Annotated in this window: 17 protein-coding genes; 3 read left to right on the forward strand and 14 right to left on the reverse strand. The window is 70.5% G+C overall.

Features of this window, described 5'->3' with window-relative positions; all coding sequences use genetic code 11:
* Positions 1-6: 6 nt before the first annotated feature.
* On the reverse strand, positions 7-771 hold the full coding sequence (locus tag ITJ57_RS03890) for a YqjF family protein (RefSeq protein ID WP_370582177.1): 765 nt from the start codon (positions 769-771) through the stop codon (positions 7-9).
* Positions 768-1997, reverse strand: coding sequence for an FAD-dependent monooxygenase (locus tag ITJ57_RS03895; RefSeq protein WP_194668934.1), 1230 nt, complete (start codon positions 1995-1997; stop codon positions 768-770). The genes ITJ57_RS03890 and ITJ57_RS03895 overlap by 4 nt, the downstream gene beginning before the upstream one ends.
* Before the next feature lie 128 nt (positions 1998-2125).
* On the opposite strand from ITJ57_RS03895, the gene ITJ57_RS03900 reads away from it, so the two are divergent.
* Positions 2126-3109, forward strand: a complete 984-nt coding sequence (locus ITJ57_RS03900; RefSeq protein WP_194668935.1) for an alpha/beta fold hydrolase — start codon at positions 2126-2128, stop codon at positions 3107-3109.
* A 40-nt stretch (positions 3110-3149) separates the two neighbouring features.
* Here the strand turns inward: ITJ57_RS03900 and ITJ57_RS03905 are convergent, their stop codons facing one another.
* The 4 genes from ITJ57_RS03905 to ITJ57_RS03920 all read right to left on the reverse strand — a co-directional run bounded on the left by ITJ57_RS03905 (position 3150) and on the right by ITJ57_RS03920 (position 7793).
* Positions 3150-3743, reverse strand: coding sequence for a class I SAM-dependent methyltransferase (locus ITJ57_RS03905; RefSeq protein ID WP_194668936.1), 594 nt, complete (start codon positions 3741-3743; stop codon positions 3150-3152).
* A gap of 61 nt (positions 3744-3804) precedes the next feature.
* Positions 3805-5040: an MFS transporter gene (locus ITJ57_RS03910; protein WP_194668937.1), complete on the reverse strand. Its 1236-nt coding sequence runs from the start codon at positions 5038-5040 to the stop codon at positions 3805-3807.
* A 154-nt stretch (positions 5041-5194) separates the two neighbouring features.
* Positions 5195-6592, reverse strand: a complete 1398-nt coding sequence (locus tag ITJ57_RS03915; protein ID WP_194668938.1) for an epoxide hydrolase N-terminal domain-containing protein — start codon at positions 6590-6592, stop codon at positions 5195-5197.
* A gap of 4 nt (positions 6593-6596) precedes the next feature.
* A complete protein-coding gene (locus tag ITJ57_RS03920; RefSeq protein ID WP_370582178.1) occupies positions 6597-7793 on the reverse strand; it encodes a DUF418 domain-containing protein in 1197 nt (398 codons plus the stop codon).
* A gap of 21 nt (positions 7794-7814) precedes the next feature.
* Here ITJ57_RS03920 and ITJ57_RS03925 point away from each other — a divergent pair, with 21 nt between their 5' ends.
* Positions 7815-8417, forward strand: a complete 603-nt coding sequence (locus ITJ57_RS03925) for a TetR/AcrR family transcriptional regulator (RefSeq protein ID WP_370582179.1) — start codon at positions 7815-7817, stop codon at positions 8415-8417.
* Between the two features lie 44 nt (positions 8418-8461).
* On the opposite strand, the gene ITJ57_RS03930 is transcribed toward ITJ57_RS03925, so the two are convergent.
* The 8 genes from ITJ57_RS03930 to ITJ57_RS03965 form a co-directional block, all read right to left on the reverse strand.
* Complete coding sequence (locus ITJ57_RS03930; protein ID WP_194668940.1) at positions 8462-9076, reverse strand: DUF6578 domain-containing protein; 615 nt, start codon at positions 9074-9076, stop codon at positions 8462-8464.
* Positions 9073-9675: a GNAT family N-acetyltransferase gene (locus tag ITJ57_RS03935; RefSeq protein WP_194668941.1), complete on the reverse strand. Its 603-nt coding sequence runs from the start codon at positions 9673-9675 to the stop codon at positions 9073-9075. The genes ITJ57_RS03930 and ITJ57_RS03935 overlap by 4 nt, the downstream gene beginning before the upstream one ends.
* A gap of 94 nt (positions 9676-9769) precedes the next feature.
* Complete coding sequence (hpaD, locus tag ITJ57_RS03940) at positions 9770-10909, reverse strand: 3,4-dihydroxyphenylacetate 2,3-dioxygenase (protein WP_194668942.1); 1140 nt, start codon at positions 10907-10909, stop codon at positions 9770-9772.
* Between the two features lie 52 nt (positions 10910-10961).
* On the reverse strand, positions 10962-12476 hold the full coding sequence (gene hpaE / locus ITJ57_RS03945; protein WP_194668943.1) for a 5-carboxymethyl-2-hydroxymuconate semialdehyde dehydrogenase: 1515 nt from the start codon (positions 12474-12476) through the stop codon (positions 10962-10964).
* Positions 12473-13201, reverse strand: a complete 729-nt coding sequence (locus tag ITJ57_RS03950; protein ID WP_194668944.1) for a GntR family transcriptional regulator — start codon at positions 13199-13201, stop codon at positions 12473-12475. Before ITJ57_RS03950 ends, hpaE begins: the two co-directional genes overlap by 4 nt.
* Positions 13198-14736, reverse strand: coding sequence for a fumarylacetoacetate hydrolase family protein (locus ITJ57_RS03955; protein ID WP_194668945.1), 1539 nt, complete (start codon positions 14734-14736; stop codon positions 13198-13200). The genes ITJ57_RS03950 and ITJ57_RS03955 overlap by 4 nt, the downstream gene beginning before the upstream one ends.
* A gap of 58 nt (positions 14737-14794) precedes the next feature.
* Positions 14795-15607 (reverse strand): HpcH/HpaI aldolase/citrate lyase family protein, encoded by an 813-nt coding sequence (locus tag ITJ57_RS03960; RefSeq protein WP_194668946.1) that lies wholly within the window; start codon positions 15605-15607, stop codon positions 14795-14797.
* Positions 15592-16374 carry a 2-keto-4-pentenoate hydratase gene (locus tag ITJ57_RS03965; protein WP_194668947.1) on the reverse strand — a complete coding sequence of 261 codons (783 nt, stop codon included), beginning with the start codon at positions 16372-16374 and terminating at the stop codon, positions 15592-15594. The genes ITJ57_RS03960 and ITJ57_RS03965 overlap by 16 nt, the downstream gene beginning before the upstream one ends.
* Before the next feature lie 156 nt (positions 16375-16530).
* On the opposite strand from ITJ57_RS03965, the gene ITJ57_RS03970 reads away from it, so the two are divergent.
* On the forward strand, positions 16531-17904 hold the full coding sequence (locus ITJ57_RS03970) for an MFS transporter (RefSeq protein ID WP_194668948.1): 1374 nt from the start codon (positions 16531-16533) through the stop codon (positions 17902-17904).
* Positions 17905-17909: the final 5 nt, after the last annotated feature.

Here is a 17909-nt window from a genome sequence, read left to right on the forward strand (position 1 = left end):
CCGGGTTCACGGGCGCAGGAACGACCCGATCCCGAAGCGGGCGTTGACGCCCGGGCTGAACAGGACGGAGTCGGGCTCCCGTGTCACGATCCCGGGGAGGCCCGCCGCCGCCGTCAGCTCGTCGCGCACGGCGGTCACCCGCGCCGGGTGGAGCACCCACGGCTCATGCTCGTTCGGCAACCACTGCGTCCGTCCGAAGCGGCTCTGGAACAGACCCCAGCGCGCGGTGAGGAACTGCGACAGCTCGTCGTCGACGGTCGTGGTGCCGTCCACGTCGACCCCGAGCCGGAACCCGGGACCGCGCTTCGTCGGTGACGCGGTGATCCGGCGGGACGCGTACTCCCAGCCGTTCGTCGTCGGCCGCTGCGCGGTCCGCGCCCACTCGTAGGGCAGACCGAACATCGCGCGGGCCGCGAGGACCGCCGGCAGGCTCGACGCCTCGAGCGAGCGGAACACGACCCCGCGGCGCCCCTCGGCGTCGACCCCGTACAGCCGCACGTTCACCTCCGTGAACGACCCGCCGATCGGCGACGGCGGCAGTGGTCCGATACGGGCGTCGCCCAGCTCGAACGCGATCAGCCCGACCCAGGTGGAGCCGTCGAAGACGTCAGGGACGACACCAGGCGGAAGGAGCGGAGCGACGGCGCTCGCCGGGACCCGCCAGTGCACGAAGGCGAGGTGTCGCCACTCCTGGGCCGCCACGACGGGACCTGCGAGCGCCGTCGCCGTGGGGGAGATGGTGGCGAGGCGGACGCCGGGTGCGTCGGTCACGCGCGGTCCCGGAGGGGTTCGAGGTGCTCGTACTCCGGCAGACCGATCGTGTCGGCCGGCGGCGAGAAGAGCTGTGCGCCGACGAACTTCGCCGGCTTCGAGCCGGCCACTCGCAGCGCCGTGCGGAAGGCGGTGACACCGGCCTTCGAGGTCGGGTTGGCGAGCTGCGGCGTGCCCGGCGGGAGCGTCTGCGCCTGTTCGACGTACGGACGCATGATCCGCTCGTACCCGCGGAACGCGTCCCGGTGGTGCACGTGCGCGGCCAGCTCGCCGGCGAGGACGTAGGCGCCCACGATCGACAGGCTCGTCCCCATGCCGCTCACCGGCGACGCGCACCAGGCGGCGTCACCGAGCAGGGCGACCCGGCCGGACGCCCAGCGCGGCGTCCGGACCTGACCGATGGACTCGTAGTAGACGTCGTCGGCGTGGTCCAGGGCGTCGAGGACCCGGTTCGCCTGCCACGGGAGCCCGGCGAACCGATTGCGCAGGTGCCGTCGCTGCGCCTCGAGGTCGCGGCGTGCCGGCATGACGCCGTCGCCGCGATCGGAGGTCACCTCCGTCAGGACGGCCCGGGTGGTGCCGTGCCGGTCCGGACGCAGGGTGACACTCCGGCCGCCGATGCCCGAGTACCACTGCCACCAGGGGACGTCCGCGTCGTCGCGGGGGATGGTGAGGTACGTCATCTCGAGCCCGAGGGACCTGATGACCGCTTCGCCAGGGAACGCCACCTCGCGCGTCGAGGAGCGGACGCCGTCCGCAGCGACGACGAGGTCGAAGTCCTCCTCGTCGCCGTGCGCGAACGACACGCGCACCCGCTCGCCGTCGTCGTCGAGCCCGGTGATGTGGTCGCCGTACCGGTAGGTGGTCGCGCCCTCGGTCGCGTCGACGAAGATGCGCGCCAGGTCGCCGCGGAGGATCTCGACCTCGGCCGTCGCGCCGTCGGTCTCCGAGGACTCGGACACCGGGAACTCGGCGATCGTCTCGCCGGCGTCGCCCACGAACCGGGTGCCGCGTTCACCGGTCGTCGCCTCCTTCGCGGCGTCCTCGAGGCGGGCACGTCGCAGGACTTCGCGGGCCGCCCCGCGCACGTCGATGTTCTGGCCGCCGTCGCGGAACGCGGGAGCCCGCTCGATGACGGTGGTGTCCCAGCCGTAGCGGTTCAGCCAGAAGGCGAGGGAGGGGCCGGCGATGCTGGCTCCGGAGATGAGGACGCGGGGGACGGTCATGATGGTGCACCTCTCGAGGAGCGAGGGATGGCCGCTCCGGTCACTCCCATCTTCGCGCCCGCCTGGCCGGATCCCGCACGGTTGACAGCTCCGGTCATCCGGGTGCCCACCACTTGTACGCTTGGGGCATGTCGAGGATCGAGCGCAAGCGTCGCAAGCGGAGTGTGCGGGTCGATCGCGTGTACGACGGCGACGTCTACGTCCGCGTCAACTCCGTGGGCTCCAGCGGCGACCGCTCCTTCATCCTCATCCCCGGCATCGGTGTCTCCTCGACCTACTTCGAGCGGCTCGCCCCGCACCTCAACGAGTTCGGTCCCGTGCACGCCCTCGACCTGCCCGGTTTCGGTGGCGTCCCGCACCCGACGTCGACGCTCACGATCCGCGAGTACGCCGACCTCGTCGGCCGGGTCATCGACGAGCTCGACCTGAAGGATCCGATCATCGTCGGTCACTCGATGGGCAGCCAGGTCGTCAGCGACCTCGTCTCGCGTCGTCCCGAGCTGTCGACGCTCATCCTCATCGGCCCGGTGGTCGTGCCCGGCCAGCGGCGCGTGTTCACCCAGGCGGTGCGGTTCCTGCAGTCGAGTTGGCACGAGCCGTTCACCGTCAAGGTGCTCGCCATCAGCGCCTACGTCTTCTGCGGCTTCAAGTGGTTCTCGCGGGTCCTCCCGGAGATGCTCAGCTACCCCATCGAGGAGGCGCTGCCGAAGGTCGAAGCGCACACGCTCGTGATCCGTGGCGAGTACGACGCGGTCGCTCCACGCGAATGGGTGGAGCGGGTCGGTGAACTGCTCCCCTCCTCACGGCTCTGGGAGATCCCGGGCGCGGCGCACTCCGTCATGTACGCGCACGCGGAGGAGGTCGCCAAACTCTGCGTCGATCACGCCAGGCGCACGGTGGCGGACGGCGACGACGACCGCCTCCAGGTCTTCCCGGAGGACGAGGACCGGAGCGACGACCATGAGCCGGAGGCGCCGCAGCCCGCCGCGGTCCTCCAGGCCGTGCAGGGGCGGATCGTGGAGACCATCGGCATCGTCACGGACGACGACGACCGCGTGGCGGAAGGCAAATCGCAGGTGGCCGACGCGGTCGCCTCGATCGACCACGACTGAGCCTTTGCCGCGGTGCGCCGGGCGGGGTGATCCGCCCGGTTCAGAGGCGCCTGGCGAGGATCGCGCCGTGGGGGCGGTGATCCAGCGTCGTCCGCGTGTGGGTCTCCACGACCTCGAAGCCAGCGTCCCGCATTCGTTCGCCCAGCTCTGCGAGCGGCCACCGATAGGCGGTGACGACGGCGTGGTCGAACGCCTCGACCGTCGGCCCCTCGAAGCAGCCGATGAGCAGCTCGCCGCCCGGCCGGAGGACGCGCGCGAACTCCGCGAGCGGCGTTCCGATCGTCTCGGGATCGTGGTGGATCAGCGAGTACCACGCGAGCACCCCACCCATCGAGTCGGTCTCGGCGTCGAGGGCGTCGACACTGCCGAGGTCGAACCGGGTCTCCGGGTGGTGGGTGCGGGCAAACTCGACGAAGTCGGGGACCAGGTCGACCCCGCGGATGTCGAGTCCACGTGCGGCGAGGTGCGCCGTCCAGTGACCCGGCCCACAGCCGGCGTCGATCGCGGGACCGGTGATCCGATCGGCCCAGGAGGTCACGAGTTGCACGTCCGACGGGTGCACCGAGGCCATCGATCCGAGGACGTCCGCGTACTCGGCGGCGCGGTCCGCATAGGCGTCTCGGACGGTGCTCATCCGGCCACCGTAACGCGTGCCGGCCAGAGCCCCGCGACGGCGAGCTCTGACCGGCACCAGATCACGAGGCTGCTGATCCGTCCGCGGCGCTCACCCGACGCGGGGCGAGCCGGGAGAGCGCTGCCGCGACGACGACGAGGGCGACCGCGGCCGCGCAGATGCCGACGACCGCGGTGGGTGCCCCAGCCGCTTGGATGAGGACACCGGCGAGCGCGCTCCCCGTCGCCGCACCGATGTTGTGACCCGTGTTCACCCAGGTCGTCGCGGCGTTCTGCTGGTACCGCCCGCCGGCCGCGTGCGCGGCGACATAGGACACGATCATGATGGGCGAGAAGAACAGACCGGCGACCGCCAGCACGATGCTGACGGCGAGGAACCCGGTCACCGCGGCGATGAGCGACGCCGCGACGAGAAGGGCCCCCGCGAGCGTGACCAGCTGGCGGATGGCGGACCCCGGCACTGAGAGCGCGCCGTAGAGCAATCCGCCGAGGGCGCTCCCGCCGGCGAAGAGGCCGAGGGCGATGCCGGCGGCCGCCGCACCGCCGTGCTCCGCGAGGACGACCGGCACGGCGACGCTGATCGTGCCGGAGACCGCGCCCGCGACCAGCACCGGCAGGAGCACGGCGATGAACCGTGCATCGAGGAGGAGCGATCGCCCTCGGTCCTTCCGGGGGACGCAGCGATCCTGCGGTGCCATACCACCGACGGTCGACGTGCTCACGAAGAGGAGCCCACCGATGAGGACGAATGCGGCTGGCACGAGGAGCGCCGTCCCCGGGGCGATGACGGCGAGGGCCAACCCGGCTGCCGCGGGTCCTGCGAGGTAGAGGAGCTCCTCGACGACCGCATCCAGGCTGAGCGCTTTCCGGAGGAGGGCGCCGTCCGGGGTGAGTCGACCCCACGCGACGCGCATCGTCGGCCCGAGCGGCGGAGCGAAGGCCCCCGCGAGCCCGGCGAGCGCGATCAACGACGCTCCGGGGGCTGCGGTGAGTGAGGCGATGGCCAGGGCCGCGATGGCGGCACCGAAGACAAGGATCAGGACGGTCAGGACGCGACGTGCGCCGAAGCGGTCGATGAACCAGGCCCGGACCGGGGCGAGGAAGCTCGCCGTGGCGCCGTAGACGGCCACCGCACCACCGGCGAGGGCGATCGAACCGGTCGCATCGGACACGGCGTAGAGCAGGGGGAGCAGGACCAGCGTGTACGCGGATCTGCCGACGAGTGCCGACCCGAAGGTCAGCCGGACATGGGGGAGAGCGAGCACGTCGAGATACCGTGCTGTCGGGGTCGCAGACAAGTGGAAAGACTCCAGGAAAAGGGCACGCCGAACGGCGCGCGGGTGATCAGGATCGGTACGACGGGCGTCGGGAACGACGCACGGGCCGATCAATCACGAACTGGAGACATGTGGGGCAGCCTACCGGTGACAGCGCCTGTCGCACCTTCGTGCGCTACAGCGTCGCCAGGAACGCCCGGATGTCGTCCGCGAGGAGCTCGGGCTCTTCATGGGGCGCGAAGTGACCGCCGCGGGGCAGGACCGTGTACCGACGCACGTCGTAGCTCCGCTCTGCCCAGCTGCGCGGCGGGCTCGCCAGATCGTGCGGGAAGAGCGCGACCGCGGTCGGCACGTCCACCCGGTCGATACGCGTCGTGGTCCCGGTCGCGAACTCGTAGTACGGGCGGAGCGAGGTACCGATCGCGTTCGTGAACCAGTAGACGGAGGCGAGCGTCGCGAGGTAGTCGTCGCTGAAGCGGGACGAGACGTCGCCGTCGCAGTCGCTCCAGGCCCGGTGCTTCTCGAGGATCCACGAGAGCAGGCCGACGGGGGAGTCGGACAGCGCCGGGGCCAGGGTGAGCGGACGCGTGTGGTGCTGATGCTCGTACGCACCCTCCTCGGCGTCCCAGACCTCCACCCGGGCGACGTGTGCCCGCTCCTCCGCGGTGAGGGTCTCGGCATCGACCTCGCGCGGTGCGGCGACCGCGAGGAGGTGGATGCCGGCGACGGCCTCGGGGTGGGCCTGCCCGAGACGCGAGGTGATCCCCGCCCCGAGGTCACCGCCGTGCGCCGCGTACCGGGCGAAACCGAGGTGCTCCGTCATCAGGGTGTGCCACAGCTCATGAGTCTGCTGGCCGAAGGTCGGCCGCTGCGGCGAGAACGGCAGCCCGGGCAGAGCGGGGACGATGACGGTCACGGCGCTCGCCGGATCGCCGCCGAAGTGGGACGGCGTCGCGAGGCGCCTGGCGAGTTCGACGAGTTCGAGGGCGGTGCTCGGCCATCCGTTCGTGAGGACGATGGGGATCCCACCCGGAGCCTCGGCGTCGAACCGGAGGTAGCTGATGTCCGCCCCGTCGATCTCGACCCGGTGCCACGGCAGGGCGTTGATCGCCGCCTGCTGTGCCGTCCAGTCGAAGCCGTCCGCCCAGTAGGTGACGAGCCGCCGCAGCTCGTCCTGGTCGGTGCCGGCCTCCCAGCCCTCCGTCGGCCACCGTTCGGGCCAGCGGGTGTCGCGGAGTCGGCGGCGGAGGTCGGCGAGCTCGTCGGCGCTGACGTCAATGACGCTCTGACCCGCTGGCGACCGCGTCACCTGGTAGCGGCGCTCGATGCCGGCGGTCGCGCGGCCCCACTCGCTCGACGCGACGCGCGTCTGGTGCGCTTCGAACGCCTGGTCGCCGTCGAAGACCTCGGCGACGTCCCAGACGAGCGGGTCGTGCGACCGCGTCACCTCGAACGACACGCAGCCCGGTTCGGCACGAGTGAGCGCGAGGTGCTGCGCGAGATGCGCTTCGACGGTCGCCGCCTCGGTCGGTGTCGCGCAGATCAACTGGCCGGTCAGGTGCACGGTGGTCATGGTCTCACCGTAGCGAGGGTCGGTCGCCCGAGCGTTTCGTTCCGAGCTCGGCGCCGCGTTTCCAGAGCCACTCGACGGGGCCGAGGGCGAAGCGACGGAGCCAGAGGTGGGCGAAGCCGGTCACGAGGGCGGCGACCACGACGAACGCGGCGACCGTGACCGGGACCCGCCACTCGGCCGTGAACTCGGCGAGGCCGAAGCCCCAGCCATAGAAGACCGCACCACCGAGGAGGTTCTGCAGGAGGTACGCACTCAGGGCGACCTTGCCGAGTTCCTGGAGGCGTCGTGCGACCCATCCGTCCGTGCCGAAGCGCCGGCACAGCTCGACGGTCGCCCCGAGGACACCGAGGGCGACGAGTGGAGCGGCGAGGTAGCGCTCGGCGAGAAGCCCAGCGGTGCCTCCGGCGATGCCGAGCACGAGGTCGACCGGCAGGGCGCAGGCGCCGATGATCATGAGTCGGCGTCGGAGCGGACCACCGGTCTCACCGAAGACGCCGGCGCGGAAGAGGTGCGCGCCGGCGAGGAACATCGCCAGGGTGAGGAAGCCGATGAGGACCGGTTCCGCACGGAACACGGCGAGGTTGTCGAGGCGGAAAGCCGCCAATCCGAGGAAGGAGTCGGTGGCGTACGGGCTCGGCCCCGCTGGGAGCTCGAGATCACCGGACGCCGACGGTGTCGTGGCGATGAACGCGACGATCGCGGTGATGAGGAGGACGTGGAGCGTGCCGAAGACGACGATCATGACCCGCTGCGTCCTCGGTCTCGTGAGGAGGAGCCAGGCGACGATCGCGCCGGTGATCGCGTAGCCCATGAGGACGTCGAACTCCGCGATGAGGACGTAGTTCACCGCACCGTCGATGAGCAGCAGGGTCGCCCGCCAGAGGTAGCGGCCGGGCCAACGGCGTTCGCGGCGCCGGGCGGCGTCGTGCTGGATGACGAGACCGACGCCGAACATGAGGGTGAGCAGGGCGAGGAACTTGCCCTGGGTGAGCGCCATCAGCGCGAGCTGGGTCACCTCGGCGGCGGGCCCGGTCTCCGGTGTGACCGGGGCGGCGAGCATGCCGAGCAGGCCCCAGGGGTGCGAGAAGACCCAGATGTTCGTCCCGAGCGTGCCGAGGATCGCGAGTCCGCGGACGACGTCGAGGGCAGCGATGCGTCCGGAGGGTCGGGACGACGGCGGCAATACGCTCGTATTGGTCACGGGAAGACCGTACCCTGTCCAGTGGACCAAGTGAAGGCGGAGACGGTGGCGGACGAGGGTGGCAGTCGGGCTCGGATCGTCGACGCCCTCCTCCGGATCATGTCGTCGCAAGGCGCCGACGCGCTGACGATCCGCACCGTCGCGAGCGAGGCCGGTGTCTCCGTGGGTGCCGTCCAGCATCATTTCGCGACGAAGGACCGCCTGCTCGTCGCGGCGATGACCGAGGTGAACGAGCGGTTCCGGGCCCGGGTAGCCGGGCGTCTCGAGGCCGTCACCTCGGACGAGGAGCGGCTCCGCGTCTTCTGCCGTGAGATCGCGTGCATCGAGGGCGCGGACCTCACGGACGGGATCGTGTGGGTGGCGTTCGCGTCGCGCGCGAGCACCGATGCCGACATCCGGGCGATCCACACCGAGGACTGGGCGCGCACCGAAGACGTGCTGCTGCGCCTCCTCGTCGCTGCCTTCCCCGACGCTGTCCTCACCGACGACGACGCGGCACTTCTCCTGGCCGTCCTCGACGGCATCGCCGTGGCGCGTGCCGCGGAGCAGTCCGACCGGATGACGCCGTCACGAGCCGAGCGCCTGATCGATGCGACGCTGCGCAGCCTCGGGCGCGCGGGCTGAAGCGCGCGGGCCAGGTTCGCGGAAGCGCTAGCTTCGCGCCAGCGTCAGACTTCGTCGACGTCGAGCTCGACGAGATAGCCGACCAGTCGGGGCTCGACCTCACCCGGTGGTGGGACGGTCCCGCGCGCTGCATGTGCTTCGGCTTCCGCGTCCGCGGCCGCGTGTGCCGCTGCTCGTGCTGCTGACCGGGCGCGTGATGCCGACCGGGCGTCGGCGCGGTCGGCCCCGCGCCCGGGTGGGATCCGCGGCGTCTCCTGCACGACGGGCGGCCCTGGCACGGTCTCGTGGTGCGTCACGAACGGGGAGTGCGGTACGCCGATGTATTCGCCGCTGCCCGGAGGCCCCACGAGGCGTCTCGCCGCAGGCAGAGCTCCGAGTGGCAGCGGAGGGCGTTCGCTGTGGATGAGGCGCGAGAGCACGGACACCGTCGACAGCCTCGACAGCGTGCCCGTCAAGCGCTCCGGAGCGGGTTCCTCCTCGTGGTGCCTCTCGACACCGTCGATCCGCGCCGCGAGATCGGCCCCGATCTCATCGATCAGCCAGGTCCGCTGTCCGTCGTCGACGGGCCAGACGGACAGGGTCGCCTGCTGCCCGGTCGCCAGGGGGCCGCCGCAGCAGCCCCACTCCCAGCGGGTGAGCCAGAGGGTCCGCCGGGTCATCCGCCCACCTCCGGGTCCGGAACGCTGAGCTCCGCCGCCAACTCGGCGGTGGGCGCCGTGAGGACCCGGAGCGCGATCGCATCGCCGGGCATCGGCACCCGACCGATCTCATCGAGTCCCCAGTGGCGGTACATCGCGGCGACCGCGGTCGCGCGCTCGTAGACGCCGATGAAGGTCTGTGACTCCGTGCGATCCTGCAGCAGCGCGGCGAGGCAGGTGCGCCCGATGCCGCGTCCGCGTTCGGACGCCGTGACAGCGAGCTCGTGGACGACGACCGCGTCGTCAGGCTGGGCGAGCGCTGCGCCCGCAGCATCGCTTCCCTCGGCGAGCTGCGCGAGGATGCCGAGCCAGGCAGGGTCGGCGTCGAGCCCGTGTGCGAGCGCGAAGCCCACGAGGCGTCCATCGGTGGACGCGGTGACGAGCCGCCCACCACGGTGCCCGAGGTGTTCGGGACCCCACTGGCGGATGGTCCCGAGGTCGAGCGCGTCCTCGAGGTAGGGCTCGGCCGTGAACGCCTCCACGAACAGTGCGGTGACGTCGTCCCACACGGCATCGGGTGCGGATCCCGTGAAACTCTCCAAGGCGACCGGGTTCGTCATCAGGCCAGCATAGGGAGGGGAAGTCCCCGTTCATTCGCCCATCTTTGGGCGAAGCGGCGTTCGTTCGCCCAAAGATGGGCGAACGAAACGCGCCCTAGAGCGTGTTGCCGAGCTTGAAGCCCTGCGCCTCGTCGCCCTTGCGGGTGTAGGAGAAGCCGTCGGCACCGATGGTGACCTCGAGCTCAGAGTCGTCGGTGCGGGAGAGGACCGGCTTCGGCTCACCGTCGAGGTCGAGCACGAGCGAGGCGTCCGTGTACCAGCTCGGCACGACGGCGTTGCCCCACCAGTCGCGACGCTGGTTGTCGTGCACGTCCCACGTGACCACCGGGTTGTCAGGGTCGCCCGTGTAGTAGTCCTGCGTGTAGATCTCGATGCGGTGGCCGTCGGGGTCGCGGATGTACAGGTAGAACGCATTCGACACCCCATGACGACCAGGCCCACGCTCGATGACGTCCGACATGCGCAGGGCGCCGAGCTTGTCGCAGATCGCGATGATGTTGTGCTTCTCGTGCGTCGCGAACGCCACGTGGTGCATGCGCGGGCCGTCGCCACCCGTCATCGCCGTGTCGTGCACGGTCGGCTTCCGCCGCATCCACGCGGCGTACGTGGTGCCGGCCTCGTCCTGGATGTCCTCCGTCACCCGGAACCCGAGGTCCTCCATGTGGGCGACCGCGCGGGGCACGTCCGGCGTCACCTGGTTGAAGTGGTCGAGCCGCACGAGTGCACCCGGCGTGTACAGCTCGTACCGCCATGCCAGACGCTCGACGTGCTCGACGTCGTAGAAGAACTCGATGGGGAACCCGAGCGGATCCTCGACCCGCACCGAGTCGCCGATCCCCCTCACGTACCCCTCCGCACGACGCTCCACGCGGCAGCCGAGCTCCGTGTAGAACGCGACCGCGCGATCGAGGTCCTCCGGGCTCCGCAACCGGTAGCTGAAGGCCGCGACGGCCGCCACCGGACCCTGCCGCAGCACGAGGTTGTGGTGGATGAACTCCTCGAAACTCCGCAGGTAGACCGTGTGCTCGTCCTCCTCCGTCACCACGAGGTCGAGGACCTCGACGTAGAACTTCCGGCTCGCCGCGAGGTCCGTCACGACGATCTCCATGTACGCGCACCGCAGGATGTCCGGTGGCGTGGCGGTGGGCGTCGGGATCCGGTTCCCGGGCGCGGGGATCGGGTCGGTGTCGGTCACGACGGGCTCGGGGCCGGCAGGGGTGATGGGGTTCGACATGGATGCGTCCTTGCGTGATGTCTGATGGGAGAGGGGTGTCGCGGGTGGCGCGTCAGTGCGCGGGCTGCAGCGGCCCGCCCGTGCCGAAGCGCGGGGAGTGCGCCTGGTTGAGGGTGATGTGGACCGCCTGCTGGTCGGTGTAGAAGTCGATGGAGCGGTAGCCGCCCTCGTGCCCCAGCCCCGACGCCTTCACGCCGCCGAACGGGGTCCGCAGGTCGCGGACGTTGTTCGAGTTCAGCCACACCATCCCGGCCTGCACGTTCTGCGAGAAGGTGTGCGCACGCTTCAGGTCGTTCGTCCAGATGTAGGCCGCCAGCCCGTACTTCGTGTCGTTCGCGAGCGTGAGCGCCTCCTCGTCGGAGTCGAACGGCGTGATCGCCACGACCGGGCCGAAGATCTCCTCCTGGAAGATCCGTGCGGTGGGGGCGACGTCGGCGAACACGGTGGGTGCGACGTAGTTGCCGGTCGGGAAGCCCTCCGGCCGCCCGCCACCGGCGACGAGGCGGGCCTCGCCCTTGCCGATCTCCACGTAGCCCATGACCTTCTCGTAGTGCTCCGGGTGCACGAGGGCACCGACCTCGGTGGCTGGGTCGTTCGGGTGTCCGACGACGATGTTGCGAGCCCGCTCCGCGTAGCGCTCGACGAAGTCGTCGTACACACTGCGCTCGACGAGGATGCGGCTGCCCGCCGTGCAGCGCTCGCCGTTCAGGGAGAAGACGCCGAACACGGTCGCGTCGATCGCGTCGTCGAGGTCCGCGTCGGCGAACACGACCGCCGGCGACTTGCCGCCGAGCTCCATCGACAGCCCCTTCAGGAAGGGTGCGGCGTTCGCGAAGATGAGCTGACCGGTGCTGCTCTCGCCGGTGAAGGAGATGAGCGGCACGTCCGGGTGCTTCACGAGTGCGTCGCCCGCGTCCTCACCGAGGCCGTTCACCAGATTGAACACGCCGTCGGGCACGCCGGCTCCACGGAAGATGTCCGCCCAGAGGCTGGCCGACAGCGGCGTGAACTCGGCCGGCTTCAGCACGACCGTGTTGCCCGTCGCGAGCGCAGGGGCGAGTTTCCAGCTCTCGAGCATGAACGGCGTGTTCCACGGGGTGATGAGCCCGGCGACGCCGATCGGCTTGCGGTTCACGTAGTTCACCTGGCGACCGGGCACCTTGTAGGTGTCGTCGTGCTGGGCGACGATCAGGTCCGCGAAGAACCGGAAGTTCTCGGCGGCCCGCTTCGCCTGCCCGAGTGCCTGCGTGATCGGCAGGCCGGTGTCGAAGCTCTCCAGCTCCGCGAGTCGGGCGTCCTGGGCTTCGACGGCGTCGGCGACGCGGTGCAGGATGCGGCTCCGCTCGCGGGGGAGGAGCTTCGGCCATGGGCCTTCGTCGAAGGCGCGCTTGGCGGCCGCGACGGCGAGGTCGATGTCGGCCTGCTTGCCCGCAGCGGCCTGCACGTAGGTCTCGTTCGACACCGGGTCGAGGACGTCGAAGGTGTCGCCGTCGACCGAGTCGACGAACTCGCCGTCGATGAAGTGCCGGATACGGTCGGGCAGCGCTGCCGGAACGTGCTGGGTCATGAGTGGTTCCTCCGGTGGGTGGTGGATGACGACGATGACGACAACGGTGCCGCGCTCGGCGGCTTGTGGTCGGCCTGGTAGGCGAGCATCGCGTCGAGGGTCGCCGTGCGGTGGTCGCGCGCGGCGATCTCGATCTCGAGCGGCTGCGCTCCCGCGACGATGAGCTCGAGGATGCCGTCGTGTTCCGCGACGGACTCCCGCGCGCGGCCGGGCACGAAGCTGAACGTCGAATCGCGGAGCGCGTTGAGACGGCTCCAACCGCGGTGCACGAGGTCGAGCACGTGGGGGTTCGGGCACTCCTCGAAGAGCACGGCGTGGAACTCGAGGTTGAGTGCGGTGAACGCGTGCGGGTCGAAGTCTTCGAGGGTGCGGCGCATGCGCTCGTTGATCTCGTGGGCGCGGGCCAGGTGGTCCTCGGTGAGGTAGGCGGCACTCATCGACGTCGCCGCGCCCTCGACGAGCGCGAGTGTCTGCATGGTGAAGAGGTACTCGGTCTCCTGCAGCAGCGCGACCTGCGCGCCGACGTTCCGCTCGAAGGTGACGAGCCCCTCCGCCTCGAGGCGGCGGATCGCCTCGCGCACGGGGACGACGCTGATGTCGAGCTCGCCGGCGATCTGCCCGAGCACCAAACGGTACCCGGGGACGAACCGACCCTCGTCGATGCCCTCGCGGATGAAGCGGTAGGCCCGCTCGGACTTGCTCAGGGTGGGTCGCTCGGCGGTCATCGGCCCTGCTCGCTCTCATATCGTGCGCGCCACTCGGCGTTCAGGGGGAAGAGGCCGTCGACCGCGGCGCCCTGGAGGACCTGCTCGGCGATCCAGGCGTCCTCGGCCTCCTGCGTGACGGCCTCGGCGGCGACCTCGGCGGCGAGCGCCCGGGGGATCGCGATGACCCCGTCACCGTCGCCGACGATCACGTCGCCCGGCAGGACGGTCGCGCCGCCGCAGGTGATGGCGACGTCGATCTCCCACGGCACGTGCCGACGCCCGAGGACGGAGGGGTGCGGGCCCTGCGAGAAGGTCGGGAGCGTGAAGCCTGCGACCTGTTCGGCGTCGCGGATCCCGCCGTCGGTGACCACCCCGGCCGCACCGCGCTGCTGGGCGCGCAGGGCGAGGACGTCGCCGACGGTGCCGGTCCCGCGTTCGCCTCGTGCCTCGATGACGATGACCTCGCCCGACTCGACCGTGTCGAAGAGGCGCTTCTGCGCGTTGAAGCCGTTGCCGCGTTCGGCGAAGAGGTCGGGCCGGTGGGCGACGAAGCGGAGCGTGCGGGCGACACCGACCATGCGCGTCCCGGGACGTGAGGCGTGCACGCCCTCCACGAAGACCTCGGTGTAGCCGCGTGCGCGGAGCTTGGCGCTGAGCGTCGCGGTCGAGACCGAGGCGAGCTGCTCGGCTACCGCAGGGTCGAGCGGTTCGGCCACCCGGGAGGTGGCCCCCTGGTCCCCGAGCGCTCCCTGGTCCCCGAGCGCGTTCTGGTCCCTGAGCTTGTCGAAGGGCCCGCCCGCCAGCTCGGCGTCGCCCCAGGCCTCGACGCGCTGCCGGTCGTCGACGGCCGGCTTCGAGCCGACGTCGCCGAAGGGCACGGTGCCTTCGACGACGGTGGTCACGAGTCGGCCGCTCGTCGGCGCGCCGGGAGCGGTCGGGGCATCGACCTCGACCTCGACGACGTCGCCGGGGACGACGACGGAGGAACCGGCCGGCGTGCCCGTGAGGATCACGTCGCCGGGTTCGAGCGTCGTCAACTGCGAGAGGTCGGCGATGAGCTGGGCGAAGGGGAAGAGGAGGGTGCTGCTCGTGTCCTCTTGGACGAGCGCGCCGTTGACCCAGGTGCGGACGCGGAGGGCCGCGGGGTCGATGCGGTCGGCGGGGATGACGGCCGGGCCGAGGGGCGTGTAGCCGTCGCCGCCCTTGGACCGGAGGTTCGAGCCCTTGTCGGCGGTGCGTAGGTCGTAGAGGCCGAAGTCGTCGGCAGCGGTCACGCCGGACACGTGCTGCCAGGCGTCGTCGACCGTGACGCGCCGGGCCGCGGTGCCGATGATGATCGCGATCTCACCCTCGAAGGCGAGGAGTTCCGCGCCGGCCGGCCGCTCGATGGTGGCGCCACTGCGGGCGACGGAGGACCAGGGCTTGAGGAAGTACGAGGGGTGCGCGGGGGTGCGTCCGCGTTGGGCGGCCCGCGAGGGGTAGTTGAGGTGCACGGCGATGATCTTGCCGCCCGCAGCGATCCGGAGATCGCCCTCGTCATCGTGGTTCGTCATCGTCTGTCCTCAGCTTGGTATATGTAATCGTATACGATCCGCTTGGATTGCGGAAGGGTCAGTAACCGTCGCTGCGAGGAGTGGCACGACGGCCGTCGATGAAGCGCTCAGCCAGGCCCTCTGAGGCCCGCGCGAGCAGCGAGACGTCGGCCCCGACGAGGACGAACGACGCACCGTGATCGAGGTAGTGCTCTGCCACGGCGGGGTCGAAGGCGTTCACGCCGGCCGGCTTCCCCGCGGCGGCAGCGGCGTCGAGCACTCGCTCGACGGCCGCGATCACCGTCGGGTGGCCCTGCTGGCCGAGGAGGCCCATCGAGGCCGAGAGGTCTGCCGGCCCGACGAACACCGCGTCGACACCATCCACCGCGAGGATCTCGTCCGCGTGCTCGACGGCGTCCACCGACTCGATCTGCACCGTCAGCGACACCGAACCGTTCGCCAGCGACAGGTAGTCGTCCACCCGGTTCCAGCGGGACGATCGGGCCAGGGCGCTGCCGACCCCGCGGACACCCTGTGGCGGGTAGCGCACCGCCCGGACGAGCTCGGCGGCCTGAGCGGCGGACTCGACCATGGGCACGATGAGGTTCTGGGCTCCGAGGTCGAGGACCTGCTTGATCACGACGGGATCGCCGAACGGCACCCGCACGAGCGGGCACACCGGGAACGCCGCGACGAGCTGCAGCTGCAGCTGGATGCTCTCGAGCGTGTTCGCGGAGTGCTCGCCGTCGATGAGGAGCAGGTCGAGGCCGCTGCCCGCGGCGATCTCCGCGGCGACCGGACTCCCCGACACCACCCACATGCCCACCAGGGGGCGGTCGGCGGTGCGCAGGCGCTCGCCGAACGTCGGCGGCAAGGTCATTCGAATCGGCATGTCACGGCTCCCAGTCCCTGGTACTCGGCGTGCACGGTGTCGCCGCGCTCGACCCACATCGGTCTCGTGAAGGACCCGGCGAGGATGATCTCCCCGGCTGCGAGGCTGCCGCCGTGCTGGGCGAGCTTGCCCACCAGCCACGAGACGCCGAGCGCAGGGTGCCCCAGGACGGCTCCAGCGACACCCGACTCCTCGATCGTCTGGTTGCGATAGAGGAGCGCGGACACCCAGCGGGGGTCGATCGCGTCGGGTCGGACGGGAGTGCCCCCGAGCACCATCGCCCCGAGTGCCGCGTTGTCGGCGATCGTGTCGACGATCGTGCGGCCTTCCAATTCGATGTGGGAGTTGAGGACCTCGAGCGCCGGCACGACGTAGTCGGTCGCGTCGAGCACCTCGAAGATGGAGCAGCCGGGGCCCTGGAGTGGGCGGCCGAGGATGAAGGCGAGTTCGACCTCCACCCGCACGTTCGAGTAGGCGTCGAAGTCGAGGGTGGCGCCGGAGTCGAACACCTGGTCGTCGAAGATCACGCCGTAGTCGGGCTCGGTGATCCCGGTGGCCTGCTGCATCGCCTTGGAAGTGAGGCCGATCTTGTGGCCGACGACGTGGTGTCCCGCGGCGATCCGGCTCTCGGCCCAGAGTGCCTGGACGGCGTAGGAGTCCTCGATCCCCATGTCGGGGTGGCGGGCGGTGAGGAGCGGGATGATGCTCCGCTCGTCGTGGGCGGTAGCCAGCTCGGCGGCGATCGCCCGGCGTTCGTGATCGTGCATCGGTCCCGTCCTCATCTGCGTCGACTGCGGTCTGCGATCACGATACGGTGCGTCGTCATCGACTGCCTCTTGCGCGTTCCCCACGATTGTATACGATGTGGTGTACATTCTGGTGGCCCAACGGTGGGTCGCGACGGACAAAGGGGTCTCGAGACAATGACAACCGCATCTCTGGCGCGGGCGACGACGCCCGCGGAACTCCGCCGGGTGGCCTTCGCCACCGTCATCGGCACCACGGTCGAGTGGTACGACTTCTTCCTCTACGCGAGTGCCGCTGGACTCGTCTTCTCGCAGCTCTTCTTCCAACCGGCCGGTCCGCAGGCGGCGCTGCTGCTGTCGTTCGCGACCGTCGGCGTCAGCTTCCTGTTCCGCCCACTCGGGGCGTTCGTCGCCGGGCACTTCGGCGACCGCATCGGGCGCAAGCGCATGCTCGTCATCACGCTCTTCCTCATGGGCGCGGCCACGACGCTGATCGGTCTGTTGCCCACCTACGACCAGATCGGCATCCTCGCGCCGGCACTGCTCGTCTTCCTCCGCATCCTCCAGGGGCTGTCCACCGGTGGCGAGTGGGGTGGCGCGGTCCTCATGGCCGTCGAGCACGCACCCACCGGCCGGCGTGGGCGGTTCGGCGCGTTCCCGCAGATCGGCGTGCCCATCGGGCTGCTGCTCGCCTCCGGCATGCTCGCGCTCATGACCGGTGTGATCTCGCCCGGTGCCGCGTTCCTCGAGTGGGGCTGGCGGATCCCGTTCCTGCTGAGCTTCGTGCTGATCATCGTCGGCTACGTCGTGCGTCGCAAGGTCGACGAGAGCCCCGTCTTCGTCGCCCTCGCGCGGAACAAGGAGCGCCGCCGCGTCCCGATCGTCGAGCTGTTCCGTCACCACTGGCTGCTCGTCCTGCTCGCCGCCCTCACCTTCGCGGGCAACAACGCCGCCGGGTACATGACCACCGGCGGGTACATCCAGAACTACGCGACCACGCCCCTCGCCGACGGCGGACTCGTCGGGATGGAACGCACCCCGGTCCTCCTCGCGGTCACCGGCTCGGCGGTGGTCTGGCTGATCGTCACCTGGTTCGCCGGCTCGCTGTCCGACCGCATCGGGCGGCGCAACACGTACATCATCGGCTGGATCGCCTTCCTCGCCACCGTGTTCGTCCTCTTCCCCCTGGTGAACACGGGCAACCCGGTCCTCCTGTTCCTCGGACTGGCGCTGTTCACGATCGGCAACGGCTTCACCTACGGGCCCCAGGCGGCGTACTTCGCCGAACTGTTCCCAGCGTCAATCCGGTACACCGGCGTCTCGGTCACGTACGCGATCGGTGCGATCCTCGGCGGTGCGTTCGCGCCCACGATCGCGACCTGGCTCGTGCAGCTCACCGGCTCGGCGACGAGCGTCGCGTTCTACATCGCGGGCATGATCGTCATCGCATTCGCGGCGACACTGCTCCTCCGCGACCGCACCGGCATCCCGCTCGGTGGCGAGGCCGAGGAGCAGCAGGGTCGCGGACAGGTGTACGGCACGCGGATGTAGGCGGG

It is taken from the genome of Plantibacter sp. VKM Ac-2880 (genome assembly GCF_015351235.1).
Lineage (GTDB): Bacteria > Actinomycetota > Actinomycetes > Actinomycetales > Microbacteriaceae > Plantibacter.